Origin of the sequence: Gemella sp. zg-1178 (assembly GCF_018790995.1) — a bacterium.
GTDB lineage: Bacteria > Bacillota > Bacilli > Staphylococcales > Gemellaceae > Gemelliphila.
In genome coordinates, this window is record NZ_JAHKEI010000001.1 from 106647 (window position 1) to 125778 (window position 19132).

Consider the following 19132-nt stretch of genomic DNA (forward strand, 5'->3'; position numbering starts at 1 on the left):
GTAAGTATGAATTTTTTAATTTTATCTATACCTATAATATTAATAATCTTGTCTTTAATAGTTGTCTTTGTTTTATCTACGGATAGTAACAAACATCTTAAAAATTTAGATACAAATAATAAATTAAAATTAGAAAGATTAAGAGAACTAGCCTTGGAAGAAGTTAATAAAATAAAAAATATCAATACGAATAAAAAAACTTCTTTAGTAGAAAAAAATAATGAATATCAAAAAAATATACTTAATAAACTAAATGTAGAAAAAGAAAATAGATTAGGAAACTATAGTATTGACACTATAAATAAAAATAAGGTATCAAATGTAACTAGTAATAAAAATTCAAAAAAAATAATTTTTACAAAAAAAAATATAGTCAGAGGAATTATTGCTAGAGAGTATTTCCTTAGAGTAAATAAATAGGAGAAAATCAATGTCTGTCTGGGTAATATTATTTCTTGTATTTGGAATATTACAATTTATAACTGAAAATTATAAAAAAAATAAATATACAAAAAATAAAAAAATAAAAAATAAAATAAAAAAACAATATAACAAAGTAGATAAGCCAAAAGAATTATTGAATTTTAGTAAAGCAACAAATTCAAAAAAACGCAGACAAATTATCGACCGAGAGAATGAAATATTTGCTCCAGAATTTGTAATTTCTAAAGAAAGTCTAGTTCAAGATTTTATTTTCTCAGAAATATTAGATAAGCCAAAATCTAAAAAATAACAACTGTATAAAAGGAGTGGTAAAATATGTATAAAATATTTAACTATATAAGTTATTTTATTTGTTCATTTGTGCCACTTTTTTTATTATTGATTTTGTATTTTTTATTTATAAATAATAAATTACTATTATTTATATTTACTATTTTGTTTTTACACGGCATTTGCTATTTAATGTATATGATATCTTCAAAACCAAATAATATTATTACTTTTCTTCCTACAGAAATAAAAACAACTAAAAAATTTGATTTGAGTTATATATGGTTAATTTTTATTTTTACTTGTATAATAATAGTTGATTTTAAATATTATAATTTTTTTATTGTTGTTTTTGCAGTGCTTTTAATTTTATATAGGATTAAGTTTTTATTTATATCATATACACTTTTATTGTTAGGTTACAAGGTCTACAATATGAGAGGATATCTTGTGTATTCTAAAAAAACAAAAAAAGATATGGAATTACATTTAAAAAAATATAAGTATTTACAAGTTAAAGAAATAACAGATAATATAATTATTGACAAGGATACATATTTATTAAATAAGTATTTTTGTACATAATAAAATTGTTAAGGAGAATAATTTGAGAGTTGTCGATATAATTGATAAAAAGAAAAAAGGAATAAGTCTTACTAATAAGGAAATAGATTTTTTATTAGATTCTTACTTTAATGAAGAAATAGCAGATTATCAAATGAGTGCATTTTTAATGGCAGTATATTTTAAGGGTATGAGTGATGAAGAATTAGCATACTTCACTTTAAAAATGAGAAATTCAGGAGATATAATAACTTTTGAAAATATTAATAAATTTCTTGTGGACAAGCATTCTACTGGTGGAGTGGGAGATAAAGTAACTATTGTATTATCTCCTATTTTAGCAGCACTTGGTATGGCAACCACTAAACTTTCAGGTAAGGGATTAAGTCATACTGGGGGTACTATTGATAAATTTTCTGCCATAGAAGATTTTAAATTTTCAAGCACTAAAGAAGAGTTGGTAGAAATTGCCAATAAAACTGGAATAGGTTTAATGGGATACAGTGATAGCATAGTTCCACTCGATAAAAAAATATATGCTTTAAGAGATGTAACATCTACTGTTGACAGCATACCTCTGATAGCAAGCAGTATTATGAGTAAAAAACTTGCTATTGAATCTGACATAATAATTTTAGATGTTAAAGTTGGCGATGGTGCTTTTATGAAAACTGTTGAAGACGCCAAAAAATTATCAAATACCATGGTGGTCATAGGAAATAGTTTGGGTAGAAAAACTATCGCCATGATAACTAATATGGAAGAGCCTTTAGGTTATGCAGTGGGTAATTCAAATGAATTATTAGAAGCTATAGAAGCACTAAAGGGCAATTGGCCAAATGATTTAAAAGAAGTTGTCTACGAAATAATTTTTCAAGTTTTAAAATATAAAAAAGAAGTTAAAACAAAAATAGAATCTGATAAAATTATTGATGAGTTAATTAATAGCGGCAAAGCCTTAGAAGTATTTAGAAAATTTTTATATCACAGTGGAGTTAGAAAAAACATTATAGATGACTATAAAAATTTACCTGTGGCAAAATATAAATTTGAAATATTATCTAACAAATCAGGATACATTCACAAGATAAAAGCAGAAAATATAGGTAAGGTAGCTATGATAATTGGAGCTGGTCGTGAAAAAAAAGAAGATAATATTGATTACTCTGTTGGAATTTTGCTACATAAAAAAGTTGGAGATTATGTAAATGAGGGAGAAATTCTAGCAGAAATATGTTATAATGATAAATTGAAATTAGATACTAGTAAATCTTTAGTTATGGATTCATATATTATAGACAACAAAGAAAAGAAAAATCTAAAAACTATTATAGATATAATTGAATAAGGAGCAAATATGAACTTAAATAAATATATAGACCACACATTGTTAAAAGCTAACGCATCAGAAAAAGAAATTTCTAAACTTTGTAAGGAAGCTAAGGAAAATAATTTTTTTAGTGTATGTGTAAATGGAAGTTTTGTTGAGCAATGTGTTAAAGAATTAAGGGATAGTGATGTTAAGGTTGCCGCAGTTGTCGGTTTTCCTTTAGGAGCTATGACTACTCAAGCAAAAGTTTTTGAAGCAAGAGAATTGGTAAATTTAGGTGCTAGCGAAATTGATACGGTAATAAACATATCTAAATTAAAAGATAAAAATTTTGAATATGTTGAAGAAGAAATCAAGTTAATAAAAGAAGCTATTGGCAAAAATATTCTAAAAGTAATTATTGAAACTTGTTATCTTACTGATGAAGAAAAAGTAATAGCCTGTGAATTAGCATTAAAAGCAAATGCAGATTTTGTTAAAACTTCTACTGGTTTTGGTATTGGAGGAGCAACTTATGAAGATGTAAAATTGATGAAATCTGTTGTAAAAAATAATGCCAAAGTTAAAGCAAGTGGTGGAGTTAGGGATAAAATAATAGCAGAAAAATATATAGAACTTGGTGCAGAAAGATTAGGTACAAGTTCTAGTGTAGATATAATTAATAATAAATTAAGTAAAAGCTACTAATTTATATTTTAACGAAATATATTTTATATTTCGTTTCTTTTTATTTTAAAATCAAATTTATAAAATAAATTAGTGGGGAGGGGTAGATTATGGATAATAAAAATCCTCTTGGATATAAATCTGTTGGAAAATTATTAAAATCTATGGCAATTCCAGCAATAATTGCTAACGTAACAAATGCTTTATACACTATTGTTGATCAAATTTTTATCGGTCAAGGTGTAGGATATTTAGCAAATGCTGCTACTAATATCTCATTTCCAATTACAACTATATGTTTATCAATAGGAGTTATGGTTGGAATAGGAACGGCTGCAAATTTTAATTTATATTTAGGAAAAGAAGACCGAAATAGTGCTGAAAAAGTTGTAGGTACTTCTGCATTACTTATAATAATTTTAGGAATATTAATTGCATTTTTGGTGAGAATATTTTTAGAACCCTTGATGATTATATTTGGAGCTACACCTGAAATTCTTCCTTATGCTATGGAATTTACAAAAATCACAACTTTGGGAATACCTTTTTATTTATTTGCACTAGGTACAAATCCCTTGGTAAGAGCAGATAGAAGCCCTAAGTATTCAATGTTTGCAGTTATGGCTGGAGCAATTATAAATTTAATATTAAATCCCATATTTATATTTGTCTTTAAGTGGGGGCTTGCTGGTAGTGCTTGGGCAACAGTAATATCACAAATTATTTCTGCAATAATATTAGTTTTATACTATAAAAACTTTAAGAGTATAAAAATAAAAAAAGAAAATTTCAAAATAAAATTTTCTATTGTAAAATCTATTTTATCATTAGGCAGTGCATCTTTTATTTTTCAAATTTCTACGACAATAGTTCAGATTACTACCAATAATGTTTTAAAAATATATGGTTCAGAATCAATATATGGTAGTGATACAACCATAGCAATAGCAGGAATAGTAACTAAAATAAATACGATATTTATAGCCATAGTGCTAGGTATCGTTCAAGGTTCTCAACCCATAGTAAGTTTTAATTATGGAGCAAAAAATTATTTAAGAGTAAGAAGTGTTTTTAAACTAGTTATAAAATATTCTTTTGCTATTTCATTATTTTTATTTTTAATTTTTCAAATTTTTCCAAAAGAGATAATTTCTATTTTTGGTCAAGGAAGTGAACTTTATTTTGAATATGGTATTCTTTATTTAAGATATTATACATTTTTTATTTTTATTAACTGTATACAAATTGCTTCGACAACATTTTTCCCTTCAATAGGAAAATCTAAAAAAGGTGCAGCGATATCTCTTAGTAAACAATTATTAGTTTTATTTCCCTTATTAATAATATTACCTAAATTTTTTGGAGTTAAAGGAGTTGCTTACGCAGTACCTATTTCTGATTTAATAGCTTTTGCAATAGCAACCACAGTAATTTATTTTGAATTTAAAAATATGCCTAAAGTAGATAAGATTTAGAGTAATAACTCTTATTATTAATAGTGCTAGCTTTTATAGTGCAATAAAAATGGTAAAAAAAATTTTTTTATTGTATAATTAGTGTTGATTTTAAAAGAATGGAGAAATTAATATGTTATCTAAATCGTTTGAACAGTTTAAGTTTAAAGATTTTGTCAATAAATCAATAATAGACTTACGATTTAAAAATCCTACAAAAATACAAGAAAGAGTATTCTCCCCTGTTTTGAAGAATAAGAATGTGGTTGCTATGTCGCAAACAGGTAGTGGGAAAAGTCATTCATTCTTACTTCCTATTTTTAGTAAATTAGATTGTGATAAACAAAAAACTCAAGCTATAATAATGGCACCTACAAGAGAGTTGTCAAGACAGTTATTTGATATGGCAAATCATATTGCATCTTTTTCAGAAAAAGAAATTAAAATATCCTTATTTATAGGTGGACAAGACTTATCAAGAGATATAGAAAAAGTATCCAACACGCCGCATGTAATAATAGGAACACCAACAAGAATATTAGAATTAGATAAATCTTCATCCCTATCGATAAAAGAAGTACAAACTATTGTAGTTGATGAATGCGATATGATGATTGACCTAGGTTTTATGGAAGATATTGATAAAATTGCAAATAGGTCATCAGATAATTGCCAATTTCTAGTTTTTTCTGCCACGATACCAGATAAAATGGTGCATTTCTTAAAAAAATATGTAAAAAACGCTCAACATATTGAAGTAAAAAAATCAATAGAGGGTAAAATAAGTTATTTGCTTGTTAATACTAAAAGTTCTAATAGAATGGAAAAATTATTAGAAATTACCAATACAATAAACCCCTACATTGCTATAATTTTTGCTAACAAAAAAACAGAAGTTGAAGAGGTTAGTGGATATTTAATTTCTAAGGGTATAAATGTTGGAGTTTTGCATGGAGATTTAACTCCTAGAGAAAGAAAGCAAATGCAAAAAAGAATTAATAATCTTAATTTTACTTATATAGTTGCCAGTGATTTAATAAGTAGAGGTATAGATATAGAAGGAGTAAGTCATATTATTAATTATAATATTCCGAATGATTTGGACTTTTTTGCTCATAGAGCTGGAAGAACTGGTAGAGCTGGTTTAAGCGGAGAATGTATCACTATTTTTGAAAATAAAGATGAAGAAAAACTAAGAAAATTAGAAAATCGTGGAATAGTTTTTGAACATAAAGATATAAAAGATAATGAGTTTATCGAAGTAAAAGATAGAAATAAACGAGATAATAGGGAAAAAATTATCGCAGACCATAATTTAACTAAAAAAGTAAAATCTAGAGTTAAAGCCAATAACAAAGTTAAACCAGGATATAAGAAAAAATATAAGTATAAAATTGATAAACTTAAGCAAAAAGAAAGAAGAAAGTTTGCTAAAAGAAAAAATCAAGAAAGCAGAAATAAATAATTATATTTAATATTGTAGGTGATTTTATGTTAAATGTTGATGAAAAAGTTTCTAAATTAATGTTAATACTAAAAAATAATGGCTATAAATATACAGAAAAAAGAAAGGCTATGATAGATTTATTAGTTAGAGAAGATAGATATCTTAATGCTAAGTACGTTTCTGAAAATTTAAGTAAGGAGTTTCCAGGGCTAAGTTTTGATACTATATATAGAAATCTTAGCACTTACGTTGATTTGGGTATATTGGAATTTACGGAGATAAAAGGAGAACGTTTTTTCAAACTTGCTTGTATAAACACAAAACATCACCATCATCACCATATTTGTTTAAAATGTGGCAAGGCAAAAACAATTCACACAGATATTTGTAAAGAGCTAAATATTTCAGAATTATCTGGATATAGAATAGATGGTCATAAATTTGAAATATATGGAATTTGTCCAAATTGCTTGAAAGAAGAAAAATAATGTTAGATGGAATACTACCAATATACAAGGAACGTGGTATGACAAGCCATGATGTTGTATTTAAACTTAGAAAAATTTTAAAAATGAAAAAGATAGGACATGCTGGAACTTTGGATCCTGATGTAGACGGGGTTTTGCTGGTATTATTAGGAAATAGTACAAAGGTTAGTGATTATGCCATGAACTTAGGAAAAAGTTACCGGGCAGAAATTTGCTTGGGTATAAGTACAATTACTCAGGATATTAGTGGTCAAATTTTATCTGAAAAAGTAGTAGAAAAAGTAAATATTTCTGACATAAAATATGCTTGCAGTAAATTAATTGGAAAAATAATTCAGAAACCACCTATCTATTCAGCAGTTAAGGTTAATGGAAAAAAATTATATGAATATGCTAGAGAAGGTAAATTTGACGTCCAAATACCTGAAAGAGAAATTGAAATTTACAGCATAAATTTACTAGAATATACTTGCTATTATGAAAATGAAAAATTTTATTTTACTATTGATGTAAATTGTGGGAAAGGAACATATATAAGAACAATAGCTACACAGCTGGGAGATATATTAAATTTACCTAGTTGTATGAGTAAACTAACCAGAACTTCTAGCGGAGATATTAAGATTTCAGATTGTTTTAGCATATCTTATGTAGAAGAAAATAGAGATAATATTTCAAAAAAATTACTATCTAAAGAATATGCTTTATCATCTTATCAATTTGTAGAACTACCTAAATTTAGAGCTAAGCAAGTAATTAACGGCTTAAGATTTAGAAAAAATCAATTTCCTGATATAGATTTTTCTTCTGAAGTAGTTTTCACATATAATAATGAAGCCATAGCAGTATATTATTTAAAAGAATTAACTGATGAATTACTATCTGTAAAAACTACATTTCCTAAAAATATTGAGTAATAATGAGGTAATAATATGAAAATTTTTAGAATCTCAGATTTAAGTCAAATAATAAGTGATTCTAATTTTAGAGTTGTTGCATTAGGATTTTTTGACGGTATTCATATAGCCCACCAAGAAATTATTAAAAATACGGTAGACTTAGCCAAAGAAGAAAATAAAATTTCAAGTCTAATAACGTTTACTAATAGTCCAAAGAATTTTTTTACAAAAGAAGAAACAAAGTTACTAATTCCTAATAATTTAAAAATAAGTATACTAGAAAATTTAGGAATAGAAGAGTTATATTTCTTAGATTTTAATGAAAGTTTACGACTTATTAGCAAAGAAAAATTTATCGATAGTGTTTTAAAAAAAATTAATGTTACTAACGTCTTTTGTGGAGAAGATTATAGATTTGGCTATAAAGGAGAAGGAAGACCTAATTTTATTTCTGAATATACTGATAACAAAATAAAAGTTGTAGCAACTAAAACATTAAAATCATTTGATAAAAAAATATCTTCTACCTTATTGCGTAACTATATTTTAAATGGTAAAGTTGAGTTATATAAAAAATTAACCAATAGATTTTATCAAATATCTGGAATAATTGTTAAAGGTAGACAGTTGGGTAGAACTATAAATTTTCCAACAGCAAACTTATCAACAAATGATGATTTTTTAATTCCACAAAAATATGGTGTTTACATCACCATTGTTGAAGTTAGAGGAGAATTTTACAAGGGAATAACTAATATAGGAAATAATCCTACTGTTTCAGATAATGGTAAAGTTTTTGTAGAAACACATATTTTATATTTTGATAAAGAAATTTATGGAGAGAATTTTACTATATATTTTTATAAGTATATAAGACCAGAACAAAAATTTAATAGCATAAATGAATTAAAAGAACAGTTACAATTAGATAAGTCAAAAGCCGAGAAAATTTTTATAGATTTTAAAAATTTAATCATATAGTCTTGAAAAAAAAATATATATATTGTAAAATTAATGAAGTTCCTTTTTCTTGGTGTAGAAAAACTCCAATTTTATACTCAGATTAAGGATTAAATATATGTATGGAGGTGCCTAACATGGCAGCAATTAGTCAAGAAAGAAAAAATGAAATTATCTCAAAATATCGTACTCACGAATCAGATACAGGTTCACCAGAAGTACAAATAGCAGTTTTAACAGCTGAAATTGAAGCATTAACTGCTCACTTAAATACTCATAAAAAAGACCATGCGGGGCGTCGTGGATTACTAAAAAAAGTTTTCCGTCGTCGTCACTTATTGGACTATCTAATTAAAAAAGATATTCAAAGATATCGTGAATTAATCAAATCTTTAGGGTTAAGAAGATAGTTATATTTGCGGAGGGTTTTATAAAATCCTCTGCATATTTTTTTAAAAAACTATTGACAAATTTTTATTCAGAATATATAATATTTAGGTATTTATTTTTATGTCTCGATAGCTCAGCAGGATAGAGCAACGGCCTTCTAAGCCGTCGGTCGGGGGTTCGAATCCCTTTCGGGACGTCAGCATTAAGGTTTAGTCCAAGACTAAACCTTTTTTATTTTGTAATTTTTTAATATTTAAAAGTAATTTCATATAAAATATTGTAAAATTCTTGATTTTTATTATTTAATACTATATAATTATTAAGGTTGAGTTTAAATCAACTAAAATAAAACACACGATATTAGATTTAGTTATTTGGTGCATGATTTGTCTATAACTAACATGAAGATATCGGAGGAAAAAACCAAGGAGGAGAATAACTATGCCAGTTATTTCAATGAAACAATTATTAGAAGCAGGAGTGCATTTTGGACATCAAACAAGAAGGTGGAATCCTAAAATGGCTAAATATATATTTACAGAAAGAAATGGTATATATATCATTGACTTGCAAAAAACTGTAAAAAAAGTAGATGAGGCTTATGAATTTGTTAAATCAATAGCAGACCAAGGTGGTAAAATGCTATTTGTAGGAACAAAAAAACAAGCACAGGATGCTATTAAAGAAGAAGCTGAGAGAACAGGTCAATACTACATAAATAACCGTTGGTTAGGAGGAACACTTACTAACTACAAAACAATTAAAGGACGTATTGACAGAATTTCTGAAATTGAAAAAATGGAAGAAGATGGAGTTTTTGAAGTTCTTCCTAAAAAAGAAGTTTTAGAACTTAGAAAAGAATATGACAGATTGAACAAGTTTCTTGGTGGCATCAGAGAAATGAGAAATATGCCTGATGCTATGTTTGTAGTCGACCCTAAAAAAGAACACAATGCAATAGCAGAAGCTAAAAAATTAGGAATACCTGTGGTTGGTATAGTTGATACTAACTGTGATCCTGATGATGTAGATTATGTTATACCTGCAAACGATGATGCAATTCGTGCAGTTAAATTATTAACAGCGAAAATGGCAGATGCATTTGTTGCATATAACGAAGGAAATATCGAAGAAACTTCAACTGAAGAAGTATAATTAGAAGAAGTAGCTACTGAAGAATAATAAATAAATATAAATAATAAAATATACGGAGGCAATTATTATGGCTATAACAGCTGCTCAAGTAAAAGAATTAAGAGAACGCACTGGTGCTGGTATGATGGATTGTAAAAAAGCATTAGTAGAAACTAATGGAGATATGGACGCGGCCATTGATTATTTAAGAGAAAATGGTATTGCTAAAGCTGCTAAAAAAGCAGATCGTATCGCAGCAGAAGGTATTACTTACCTGGCTACTGAAGGAAATAAAGCTTTGGTATTAGAAATTAATTCTGAAACTGATTTTGTTGCTAAAAATGAAAAATTTGTTGATTTAGTAAAAGTTGTTGCTGATGCTTTATTAACCAACGAACCAAAATCTTTAGAAGAAGCAATGACCGTATCTACTGAAGAAGGAACTATTGAAACAATAATAAATAATGGAATTGCAACAATTGGTGAAAAATTATCATTAAGAAGATTTGAAATAGTAAATAAAACAGACAAAGATGCTTTTGGAACATACTCTCACATGGGAGGAAGAATAGGAGTGCTTACTCTTTTAGAGGATACAACAGATGAAGAAGCAGCTAAAGATGTTGCTATGCACATTGCTGCATTAAATCCAAAATATTTAGATGAAAGCCAAGTATCACAAGAAGAATTAGAACACGAGAAAAAAATACTTTCTGAGCAAGCACTTAATGAAGGAAAACCAGCGGCAATAGTTGAAAAAATGGTTGTAGGTCGATTAAATAAATACTTAGAAGAAATATGTGTTACTAAACAAAAATTTGTTAAAGATGATAGTTTAACAGTAGAAAAATTTGTAGCTTCTAAAGGTGGAAAACTTATTAAATTTGTAAGATATGAAGTAGGTGAAGGTATCGAGAAAAAAGAAGATAACTTTGCTGAAGAAGTAATGAGCCAAGTTAGAGGAAACTAATATAAAAAAGCATACACAATTTTAGTGTGTGCTTTTTTAAAAAATTAGAAACTAATAAGGAGATACATAATGGAACAAGCTTATAAAAGAGTACTTTTGAAACTTAGTGGTGAAGCTTTAGCAGGAGGTAAGGGTTTTGGTATTGACCCTGAAGTTGTTAATAAATTAACAAATCAAATTTCTAAAGTTGTTAAGCAAGGTGTTGAAGTAGCAATAGTAGTTGGCGGCGGAAATATTTGGAGAGGTAAAATAGGAGAAGAATTAGGAATGGAAAGAGCAACAGCTGATTCAATGGGTATGTTGGCTACTGTAATGAATTCTCTGGCTCTTCAAGATTCTCTTGAACAAAAGGGGGTTGATACTAGAGTTCTAACTTCTGTTGAAATGAAGGCTATGGCAGAACCATATATTAGAAGACGAGCTATCAGACATTTAGAAAAAGGGCGTGTAGCTATTTTTGCCGCAGGGATAGGAAATCCATTTTTCTCTACGGATACAACAGCCGCCCTTAGAGCTAAAGAAATAGATGCAGATGTGATATTAATGGGTAAAAATGCAGTAGATGGAGTTTATTCAGCTGACCCTAAATTAGTTAAAGATGCTAAAAAATTTGATGATTTAACTCATATTGACGTAATTAGTAAAGGTTTAGCGGTTATGGATTCTACAGCGATATCATTCTGTATGGATAACAATCTTCCTATAATAGTTTTCTCTATCGATGAAGATAATAATATTGTAAAAGTAATTAACGGAGAAAAAATGGGAACATCAATAACAGGATAAAAGGAGAATATTATGCCAGAAAAAATAATTTCTAATTTAGAAGAAAAAATGACTAAAGCTATTTCTAATTTAAGAAGAGAACTAGCTTCTATAAGAGCAGGAAAAGCAAATGCTTCAGTTTTAGATAAAATATCTGTTGAATATTATGGAGTTCAAACACCGATAAATCAAGTATCAGGAATATCTGTTCCAGAACCAAAAATGCTTGTAATTTCTCCATACGAGAAAAGTTTGTTAAAAGAAATTGAAAGAGCAATTCAATCTTCAGACTTAGGATTAAATCCTTCAAATGATGGTACAGTTATAAGAATAGTTTTTCCATCTTTAACAGAAGAACGCAGAAAAGAATTAGCTAAACAAGTATCTAAAGAAGCAGAAAATTCTAAAGTTGCAGTTCGTAACATAAGACGTGAAGCAATGGATGCTATTAAAAAATTAGAGAAATCTTCTCAAATAACAGAAGATGACTTAAAATCATACTCTGATGATATTCAAAAATTTACAGATAAATTTATACAAGAAATAGACAAAGTTGCTAAAGAAAAACAAGACGAATTAATGAGTGTATAAATATGGAGATGACAGAAATTATATCTAAAATAAATTATATAAATTCTATAAAAAAAGAACGTGCACTTTCCTCAGAAGAACAAGAAGAACTAAATAAATATAGAAAAATGTATTTAAATAATTTTAAAAGAAATATAAAAAATATTTTAGATAATACTAAGTTTGTTGATGAAAATGGCAAAGAAATTAAACTTAATAAAAAGAAAGGAAATAATAAATGATGACTACAGGAATGGTAATATTAGTTGCTACTGTGTGCTTTTTAATAGGAGCAGTAGCTGGATTTTTCCTTGCTCGTAAAAATTTCATGAGTTATATGGAAAAAAATCCTCCAATAAACGAAGAAATGTTAGTTAGTATGATGTCACAAATGGGGCAAAAACCATCTACTAAAAAAATAAATCAAATGATGAGCAATATGCAAAAGGCTCAAAAACAAGCAATTAAAGGTAAAAAATAATAGCAAATATATGCACATCATATTTTGATGTGCATATTATTTTAGTAGTTTAAGGAGGTTGTAATGAAAGAAAAAATAATAAAATATAATTCTGAAGTTAGTGAAAGAATAGATAAATTTTTAATAACAGAAATAAGTGAATTATCAAGAACAAACATTCAAAATTTAATAAATCAAAATAATATTTTAGTAAATAATAATGTTATAAAACCTAACTATAAATTAAAAAATGATGATTTAATTACAATAAAATTTAATGAATCTGAAGAATTAGATGTAGTTAAACAAAATATACCAATTCAAATAGTTTATGAGGATGATGATTTGTTAATAGTTAATAAAGATAAGGGAATGGTTGTTCATCCTTCGGCTGGACACAAGGACGGAACCTTAGTTAATGCCCTTATGTATCATTGTAAAAATTTATCTAGTATAAACGGAATAATAAGACCAGGTATTGTTCACAGAATTGATAAAGACACGTCAGGTTTATTAATAGTGGCAAAAAATGATAAGTCACATATTAAATTATCTGAAATGATTGCTAATAAAGAGATAAAAAGAAGATACTATGCTCTTGTTCATGGTAATATAAAGCATGATTATGGGACTATTGATGCACCTATAGCTAGAAATCCTAAAGAAAGAAAAGAAATGGCAATTATTGATGGTGGCAAACCATCGACAACTAATTTTACAGTGGTTAAAAGATATGAAAAATATAGTCTTATTGAGTGTGAACTTGAAACTGGGAGAACTCATCAAATAAGAGTTCATATGAAATATATTAATTCCCCATTGGTAGGAGATAAGGTATATGGACCTAGAAGAACTTTAGAAACTAAGGGGCAAATGCTCCACTCTAAAAGTTTAGAATTTGTTCATCCTATCAGTAATAAAAAAATAGAAATTAATACAGAATTACCTCAATATTTCAAAGATGTATTAAAAAAATTAGAGCAATAAATCAAGATAATTATTTTTAATAAAATAGTTTATTTTTTATTATATTTATAGTATTATAGTATATAAGTACATAGTATTAATAAGGAGGAAAATTTATGGTATTAGTACCAGCAAAAGACATGCTTATAAAAGCAAGAAAAGAAGGTTACGCAGTAGGGCATTTTAATATCAATAATTTGGAATGGACAAAAGCTATTTTAGAAGCTGCTGAGGAAGCTAAAAGTCCTGTGATTTTAGGAGTTAGTGAAGGTGCAGCTAAATACATGACAGGGTTTAAAACAGTGGCAGACATGGTAAAAGCAATGGTTGAAAGTATGGGCATTACTGTGCCAGTTGCACTGCATTTGGACCACGGTTCTTATGAAGGAACTAAAAAAGCTATTGAAGCTGGATTTTCTTCAGTAATGTTTGATGGTTCTCACTATCCGTTTGAAGAAAATATTGAAAAATCTAAAGAAATGATAGAGTTAGCTCACTCAAAAGGTTTATCAATAGAATGTGAAGTGGGTTCTATTGGTGGTGAAGAAGATGGAGTTATTGGTTCTGGTGAATTAGCAGACCCTAATGAATGTAAAACTATGGCTGATCTAGGAATAGATTTCTTAGCGGCTGGCATCGGAAATATTCATGGGAAATATCCTGAAAATTGGGCAGGACTTAGTTTTGAAACTTTAGAAAAAATTTCTGAAGTTACTGGAGGAATACCTTTAGTTTTACATGGTGGTTCTGGTATACCTACAGACCAAATAAAAAGAGCTATTTCTCTTGGTGTATCTAAAGTTAATGTTAATACAGAATGTCAATTAGCTTTTGCTGCAGCAACAAGAGAATATATAGAAGCAGGAAATGATGTAAAAGGTTTTGACCCTAGAAAATTATTAAATCCAGGTTTCAATGCTATTAAAGCTATGGTTCATACAAAAATTGATATTTTTGGTTCAAGAAATAAAGCATAAAAGTTAAATAAAAAATACAGAACTTGTAATTAGTTCTGTATTTTTTTGCTTTTTGTCAATAGATGTGGATAAAAAATATTTTTTGATTAAACATTAGCAAATAAATATTTTTATTAATTCATATAGTCTAGTGGGGTGATATTATCCATTCCAATCATTGCGTCAATATTATTTATATTATCAGGTGTTAAGATATAATCAATTTCAGATATATTATCTTGGCAATCTTCTTTTTTTACAAAAAATTCTTTTAGGTAGGTATCTCTTTTTACAATATTATTTTCTTCTGATGCTTTGTAAAAAACATCTTTTTCCCCACAAAAGATAAGTTTAGTTTTAGCTCTGGTTATGGCAGTATAAATCAGATTTTTATTAAACATAAAATTGTAGCTGTCTACCAGAGGTATTATTACATAATCAAATTCAGAACCTTGGGATTTATGTATAGATGATGCATAGCTAAGGCATATTTGATTTAAGTCTTGTTTTTCATATGTAACATAATTTCCATCATATTCAATAACAATTTTGAACTTGTTATCTTCTTTATAAATATCATATACTACTCCAATATCTCCGTTGAATATATTGTCTTCGGGTCTATTGACGAGTTGCATTATTCTATCGTCAATTTTATATATATTTTCTCCGTATTCAATAAGAGTATCATTATTATTAAATTCATCTTGAATTAATTTATTTATAATATTTATACCGTAATTTGTTTTGTAGATAGGAGCAAGAATTTGGATATTATTTCTTGATGTAATATTTAATAAATTTGAATATATATTTTTTATTGTATCTAAAATTTTATTTTTTTTGGTAATTATAAATTCTTTGTCTTCAAATTCTTCTGTTATATCTAAATTTATATTATTTTTTATGGCGTAGGATAATTTTATAATACTAGAATTTTCAGCTTGCCTAAATATTTTATTTAATTTTACAGTTGGTATAGAATTTGAATTTATTAAGTCATTTAAAATATTTCCTGGTGCAATAGAAGGTAGTTGGTCGTTATCACCAACTAAAATTATAAGGGCATCTTTTTTTATGATTTTTAATAGATTGTGCATTAAAAATATATCAATCATACTCGCTTCATCAATTATTATTAATTTAGAATCTATTTTTTTATCGCTGGCAAATTCATTTATTTTTTCATCTTCAGTAGTCCAACCGATTGCTTTGTGTATAGTAGATGCAAATAAGCCAGTAGTTTCTGACATTCTTTTAGCTGCCTTACCAGTAGGTGCTAAGAGTGATATTATTTTTTTTTCTTCATCAAGTATGTCATTATAAGAATAGTTGTGAATTTTTTGAAATAATTTTATTATCCCTAATATAATTGTAGTTTTTCCTGTTCCAGGTCCCCCAGTTATTATAGAAAAATTTTTATTTATTGAGTTTTTTATGGCCGCTATTTGTTCAATATCGTATTCAATTTTTAGTTCTTTTTCTATATCATCTATATATTTTTCTAGTAGGCTATCGCTTATTTTTTTTTCTTCATTATCTTTTATTCTTTGGGATATATTATTATATATAAATGATTCTGAATAAAATATTTCTGGTAAGAATATTAAATTATCATATTCTATTATTTTATTTATTTCTAAGCAATAGTCTAATACTTCCAAAATTTTTTCTTTGTTAATGGGGGTATTTCTAGCCTTGTATAAGGTATTAAATGTTAGATATAGTAAGTTATTTTTTTTTATATAGGTATTTCCAGTGCTAAAGCAATAATTGTATAATGTGTATATAAAGGCTGAACTTATTCTATTTCTATCATCAAAATCTATCCCAACTTTTTCTGCTATTTTATCAACTGTGTAAAAATTTATACCTTGCATTGTGTCTATCAATTCATAAGGATTATTTTTTATAATATCTAAAGTTTTATTTTTATAAAAATTATATATTTTTGTTATTAAATTATTACTAATATTATATTCATTTAGTTTTAAAATTATATTTTGACTTTGTTGATTACTAATTATATTGTTATAAATTATTTCTTTTCTTTTTTCACTTATCTCTTTAATTTTGTATAATTCATTTTTATCATTGTATATTTTTTCTAGGCAGTCTAAACCTAATTTTTCCACAATAATTTCAGCAGTTTTTTTTCCTATGCCATGAAATTCTGCCCCCGATAAATAAGTAATTATGGCTTCTTTATTTTTTTGAATAATTTGTTCTATTGTTATTGCAGAAAATTGCTTGCCATATTTTTTGTGTTCTACAAAATTTCCTTTAAATGAATATAGTTCTTCATCTTTTAAGTCTATATCTTTAAATGTTCCAACTACAATAACATAGTCAGAATCTATATCTTCATAATCTTCATTTAGAAAAATTGATAATATGTAATAATTATTTTCTTTATTATGAAAAATAATTTTACTTAAATAACCTTCAATAGTTAGCATAATAACCCCTTAAATTATAATTAATTTTATGGTATAACAATATAAAAAAAATGTCTACTTAAAAAATAAATTATGTTACATTTTCTTTAAAATATTTGTAATTAAATGCAAGTTTTATATGAATATGATATAATAAGTCAAATAAGGAGATAGCTTATGATAAGTGTTGAAGAAATTTATAATAAAATAAAAAATTTAGCAGATGAAAAGTTAGCAGAAAATTGGGATAATGTTGGTATATTACTGGGAGATAAGCAACAAGAAGTTAAAAATATTTTAGTTTGTTTAGATGTTACTACAGATGTCGTAGAAGAAGCGATAAGTAATAATATAGATTTAATAATATCTCATCATCCCCTAATATTTAAAGCCATAAAAAAACTTCAATTTGATGATTTTAAGAGTAATATAATTAAAAATTTAATAAAAAATGATATTTCTGTAATATCAGCTCATACAAATCTTGATTCAGCAGAATTTGGTTTAAATCAATATTTAGCAAATATTCTAAATTTGAAAAATATTGATGTTTTATTTAAGAATGATAATTTTTCTAATGCAGGACTTGGTAGAGTGGGTTGTTTAGAAAAAGAAATGGACTTGAAAGCTTTTATAAGTTTTGTAAAAAGTAAATTTAATTTAGATTATGTAAAATTAATTTCAAATGATAGTCAAGATAAGAAAATTAATAAAGTGGCTATTCTTGGTGGCAGTGGGGGTAGTTTTATTTATGATTTACCTGATGTAGATATATATCTTACTGGTGATGTTAGCTACCACGAGGCTCAAGACAGCTTAGAAATGGGAAAAACTGTTTTAGATATAGGGCATTTTTCAGAAATTTTTTGTAAAGACTTACTAAAAAATTATCTGTTAAAAATATATACTTCAGATGAATTAAATATAAATTTATCTAAGGTAGAGCAAAACCCATTTAAAATTATTTAACTATAAGGCTGTAAATTTATTTATTGTAGACAATATTAATTTAAGAAAGGATATTTATGACTGCAGATAAAATATATTTAGAACTTTGTAAAAATATATTAAATAAGGGTGAGTATAAGGAAGATAGAACAGGAGTAGGGACAAAGAGTATTTTTGGCTACCAAATGAGATTTGATTTGGATAAGGGGTTTCCCCTACTAACTACCAAAAAAATAAATTTTAATTTGATTTGGTCAGAATTGCTTTGGTTTATAAAGGGTGATACTAATATAAAATTTTTATTAGAAAACAACAATAATATTTGGAATGAGTGGGCTTTTAAAAATTGGGTTGAAAGTGTAGAATACAAGGGCGAAAACATGGACAACTTTGGTATCAGAGTCTTAGAAGATGAAAATTTTAAAATAGTTTACGAAAAAGAAATGGCTAATTTTAAAAATAAAATCTTAACAGATGAAGAATTTGCTAAAAAGTATGGCGATTTAGGAAATGTCTATGGCAAGCAGTGGAGAAATTTTGCAGGAATAGACCAATTAAAAAATGTAATAGAGCAAATAAAAAATAATCCAGCATCAAGGAGAATAATATTATCTGCCTGGAATCCTTCGGAAATAGATACAATGGCTCTACCACCTTGCCACACCATGTTTCAATTTTATGTGAGTAACAACAAATTAAGTTGCCAGCTTTATCAAAGAAGTGGTGATGTATTTTTAGGAGTACCTTTTAATATTGCTTCTTATTCTCTATTAACCATATTAATAGCTAAGGAATGTGGTTTAGAAGTTGGAGAATTTATACATACATTAGGAGATGCCCATATTTATAAAAATCATTTCGAGCAAGTAAAAATTCAATTAGATAGAAAACCTTTTGCCCTACCTACTTTAAATATAAAAGATTTTTCTAGTATATTTGACTTAACGATAGATGACGTTAAATTAGAAAATTATGAAAGTCATCCATTTATTAAAGCGCCAATTGCAGTTTAG

Annotated in this window: 22 protein-coding genes and 1 tRNA gene; 22 read left to right on the forward strand and 1 reads right to left on the reverse strand. The window is 26.8% G+C overall.

Going from position 1 to position 19132, the window contains the following annotated elements:
- The first annotated feature begins 6 nt into the window (after nucleotides 1-6).
- The 20 genes from KMP12_RS00515 (at nucleotide 7) to fba (ending at nucleotide 14754) form a co-directional block, all read left to right on the forward strand.
- Nucleotides 7-420: a hypothetical protein gene (locus KMP12_RS00515; RefSeq protein ID WP_215755780.1), complete on the forward strand. Its 414-nt coding sequence runs from the start codon at nucleotides 7-9 to the stop codon at nucleotides 418-420.
- A 10-nt stretch (nucleotides 421-430) separates the two neighbouring features.
- Nucleotides 431-733, forward strand: a complete 303-nt coding sequence (locus tag KMP12_RS00520) for a hypothetical protein (RefSeq protein ID WP_215755781.1) — start codon at nucleotides 431-433, stop codon at nucleotides 731-733.
- Nucleotides 734-912: 179 nt separating this feature from the next.
- Nucleotides 913-1299: a hypothetical protein gene (locus KMP12_RS00525; protein ID WP_215755782.1), complete on the forward strand. Its 387-nt coding sequence runs from the start codon at nucleotides 913-915 to the stop codon at nucleotides 1297-1299.
- A 22-nt stretch (nucleotides 1300-1321) separates the two neighbouring features.
- Nucleotides 1322-2626 carry a thymidine phosphorylase gene (locus KMP12_RS00530; protein WP_215755783.1) on the forward strand — a complete coding sequence of 435 codons (1305 nt, stop codon included), beginning with the start codon at nucleotides 1322-1324 and terminating at the stop codon, nucleotides 2624-2626.
- A gap of 9 nt (nucleotides 2627-2635) precedes the next feature.
- The gene (gene deoC, locus KMP12_RS00535; protein WP_215755784.1) at nucleotides 2636-3295 is read left to right on the forward strand and encodes a deoxyribose-phosphate aldolase; all 660 of its coding nucleotides are present in this window, start codon (nucleotides 2636-2638) and stop codon (nucleotides 3293-3295) included.
- 89 nt (nucleotides 3296-3384) lie between these two features.
- Nucleotides 3385-4749: an MATE family efflux transporter gene (locus tag KMP12_RS00540; protein ID WP_215755785.1), complete on the forward strand. Its 1365-nt coding sequence runs from the start codon at nucleotides 3385-3387 to the stop codon at nucleotides 4747-4749.
- Nucleotides 4750-4861: 112 nt separating this feature from the next.
- Nucleotides 4862-6193 carry a DEAD/DEAH box helicase gene (locus KMP12_RS00545; protein WP_215755786.1) on the forward strand — a complete coding sequence of 444 codons (1332 nt, stop codon included), beginning with the start codon at nucleotides 4862-4864 and terminating at the stop codon, nucleotides 6191-6193.
- A gap of 26 nt (nucleotides 6194-6219) precedes the next feature.
- Nucleotides 6220-6663: a Fur family transcriptional regulator gene (locus KMP12_RS00550; RefSeq protein WP_215755787.1), complete on the forward strand. Its 444-nt coding sequence runs from the start codon at nucleotides 6220-6222 to the stop codon at nucleotides 6661-6663.
- The gene (gene truB, locus KMP12_RS00555) at nucleotides 6663-7580 is read left to right on the forward strand and encodes a tRNA pseudouridine(55) synthase TruB (RefSeq protein ID WP_215755788.1); all 918 of its coding nucleotides are present in this window, start codon (nucleotides 6663-6665) and stop codon (nucleotides 7578-7580) included. The genes KMP12_RS00550 and truB overlap by 1 nt, the downstream gene beginning before the upstream one ends.
- A 15-nt stretch (nucleotides 7581-7595) precedes the next feature.
- Complete coding sequence (locus KMP12_RS00560) at nucleotides 7596-8543, forward strand: bifunctional riboflavin kinase/FAD synthetase (RefSeq protein WP_215755789.1); 948 nt, start codon at nucleotides 7596-7598, stop codon at nucleotides 8541-8543.
- A 116-nt stretch (nucleotides 8544-8659) separates the two neighbouring features.
- Entirely contained in the window at nucleotides 8660-8932 is a 273-nt protein-coding gene (gene rpsO, locus KMP12_RS00565) for a 30S ribosomal protein S15 (protein ID WP_215755790.1), read from the forward strand.
- A gap of 102 nt (nucleotides 8933-9034) precedes the next feature.
- Nucleotides 9035-9108, forward strand: a tRNA-Arg gene (locus tag KMP12_RS00570).
- Nucleotides 9109-9353: 245 nt separating this feature from the next.
- Nucleotides 9354-10067 carry a 30S ribosomal protein S2 gene (gene rpsB / locus KMP12_RS00575; protein ID WP_215755791.1) on the forward strand — a complete coding sequence of 238 codons (714 nt, stop codon included), beginning with the start codon at nucleotides 9354-9356 and terminating at the stop codon, nucleotides 10065-10067.
- Between the two features lie 67 nt (nucleotides 10068-10134).
- The gene (gene tsf, locus KMP12_RS00580; RefSeq protein ID WP_215755792.1) at nucleotides 10135-11016 is read left to right on the forward strand and encodes a translation elongation factor Ts; all 882 of its coding nucleotides are present in this window, start codon (nucleotides 10135-10137) and stop codon (nucleotides 11014-11016) included.
- A 69-nt stretch (nucleotides 11017-11085) separates the two neighbouring features.
- Nucleotides 11086-11802 (forward strand): UMP kinase, encoded by a 717-nt coding sequence (pyrH, locus tag KMP12_RS00585; RefSeq protein ID WP_215755793.1) that lies wholly within the window; start codon nucleotides 11086-11088, stop codon nucleotides 11800-11802.
- Between the two features lie 12 nt (nucleotides 11803-11814).
- Nucleotides 11815-12372 carry a ribosome recycling factor gene (gene frr, locus KMP12_RS00590; protein ID WP_215755794.1) on the forward strand — a complete coding sequence of 186 codons (558 nt, stop codon included), beginning with the start codon at nucleotides 11815-11817 and terminating at the stop codon, nucleotides 12370-12372.
- Nucleotides 12373-12374: 2 nt separating this feature from the next.
- A complete protein-coding gene (locus tag KMP12_RS00595; protein ID WP_215755795.1) occupies nucleotides 12375-12593 on the forward strand; it encodes a DUF896 domain-containing protein in 219 nt (72 codons plus the stop codon).
- Nucleotides 12593-12832, forward strand: coding sequence for a YneF family protein (locus tag KMP12_RS00600; protein WP_371741373.1), 240 nt, complete (start codon nucleotides 12593-12595; stop codon nucleotides 12830-12832). The genes KMP12_RS00595 and KMP12_RS00600 overlap by 1 nt, the downstream gene beginning before the upstream one ends.
- Before the next feature lie 63 nt (nucleotides 12833-12895).
- Nucleotides 12896-13798, forward strand: coding sequence for an RluA family pseudouridine synthase (locus KMP12_RS00605; protein ID WP_215755797.1), 903 nt, complete (start codon nucleotides 12896-12898; stop codon nucleotides 13796-13798).
- 95 nt (nucleotides 13799-13893) lie between these two features.
- The gene (fba, locus tag KMP12_RS00610) at nucleotides 13894-14754 is read left to right on the forward strand and encodes a class II fructose-1,6-bisphosphate aldolase (RefSeq protein WP_215755798.1); all 861 of its coding nucleotides are present in this window, start codon (nucleotides 13894-13896) and stop codon (nucleotides 14752-14754) included.
- A 113-nt stretch (nucleotides 14755-14867) separates the two neighbouring features.
- On the opposite strand, the gene recD2 is transcribed toward fba, so the two are convergent.
- On the reverse strand, nucleotides 14868-17192 hold the full coding sequence (gene recD2 / locus KMP12_RS00615) for an SF1B family DNA helicase RecD2 (RefSeq protein ID WP_215755799.1): 2325 nt from the start codon (nucleotides 17190-17192) through the stop codon (nucleotides 14868-14870).
- A gap of 156 nt (nucleotides 17193-17348) precedes the next feature.
- Here recD2 and KMP12_RS00620 point away from each other — a divergent pair, with 156 nt between their 5' ends.
- Nucleotides 17349-18140, forward strand: a complete 792-nt coding sequence (locus KMP12_RS00620; RefSeq protein ID WP_215755800.1) for a Nif3-like dinuclear metal center hexameric protein — start codon at nucleotides 17349-17351, stop codon at nucleotides 18138-18140.
- A gap of 56 nt (nucleotides 18141-18196) precedes the next feature.
- Complete coding sequence (locus KMP12_RS00625) at nucleotides 18197-19132, forward strand: thymidylate synthase (RefSeq protein WP_215755801.1); 936 nt, start codon at nucleotides 18197-18199, stop codon at nucleotides 19130-19132.

Coding starts and splice junctions, on each gene's coding strand:
- KMP12_RS00515 (WP_215755780.1), top strand. CDS start 7: ATGAATTTTTTAATTTTATCTATACCTATAATATTAATAATCTTGTCT.
- KMP12_RS00540 (WP_215755785.1), top strand. CDS start 3,385: ATGGATAATAAAAATCCTCTTGGATATAAATCTGTTGGAAAATTATTA.
- KMP12_RS00625 (WP_215755801.1), top strand. CDS start 18,197: ATGACTGCAGATAAAATATATTTAGAACTTTGTAAAAATATATTAAAT.
- recD2 (WP_215755799.1), bottom strand. CDS start 17,192: ATGCTAACTATTGAAGGTTATTTAAGTAAAATTATTTTTCATAATAAA.
- KMP12_RS00600 (WP_371741373.1), top strand. CDS start 12,593: ATGACTACAGGAATGGTAATATTAGTTGCTACTGTGTGCTTTTTAATA.
- pyrH (WP_215755793.1), top strand. CDS start 11,086: ATGGAACAAGCTTATAAAAGAGTACTTTTGAAACTTAGTGGTGAAGCT.
- KMP12_RS00620 (WP_215755800.1), top strand. CDS start 17,349: ATGATAAGTGTTGAAGAAATTTATAATAAAATAAAAAATTTAGCAGAT.
- deoC (WP_215755784.1), top strand. CDS start 2,636: ATGAACTTAAATAAATATATAGACCACACATTGTTAAAAGCTAACGCA.
- KMP12_RS00560 (WP_215755789.1), top strand. CDS start 7,596: ATGAAAATTTTTAGAATCTCAGATTTAAGTCAAATAATAAGTGATTCT.
- truB (WP_215755788.1), top strand. CDS start 6,663: ATGTTAGATGGAATACTACCAATATACAAGGAACGTGGTATGACAAGC.
- KMP12_RS00550 (WP_215755787.1), top strand. CDS start 6,220: ATGTTAAATGTTGATGAAAAAGTTTCTAAATTAATGTTAATACTAAAA.
- KMP12_RS00520 (WP_215755781.1), top strand. CDS start 431: ATGTCTGTCTGGGTAATATTATTTCTTGTATTTGGAATATTACAATTT.
- fba (WP_215755798.1), top strand. CDS start 13,894: ATGGTATTAGTACCAGCAAAAGACATGCTTATAAAAGCAAGAAAAGAA.
- rpsO (WP_215755790.1), top strand. CDS start 8,660: ATGGCAGCAATTAGTCAAGAAAGAAAAAATGAAATTATCTCAAAATAT.
- tsf (WP_215755792.1), top strand. CDS start 10,135: ATGGCTATAACAGCTGCTCAAGTAAAAGAATTAAGAGAACGCACTGGT.
- frr (WP_215755794.1), top strand. CDS start 11,815: ATGCCAGAAAAAATAATTTCTAATTTAGAAGAAAAAATGACTAAAGCT.
- rpsB (WP_215755791.1), top strand. CDS start 9,354: ATGCCAGTTATTTCAATGAAACAATTATTAGAAGCAGGAGTGCATTTT.
- KMP12_RS00605 (WP_215755797.1), top strand. CDS start 12,896: ATGAAAGAAAAAATAATAAAATATAATTCTGAAGTTAGTGAAAGAATA.
- KMP12_RS00595 (WP_215755795.1), top strand. CDS start 12,375: ATGGAGATGACAGAAATTATATCTAAAATAAATTATATAAATTCTATA.
- KMP12_RS00525 (WP_215755782.1), top strand. CDS start 913: ATGATATCTTCAAAACCAAATAATATTATTACTTTTCTTCCTACAGAA.
- KMP12_RS00545 (WP_215755786.1), top strand. CDS start 4,862: ATGTTATCTAAATCGTTTGAACAGTTTAAGTTTAAAGATTTTGTCAAT.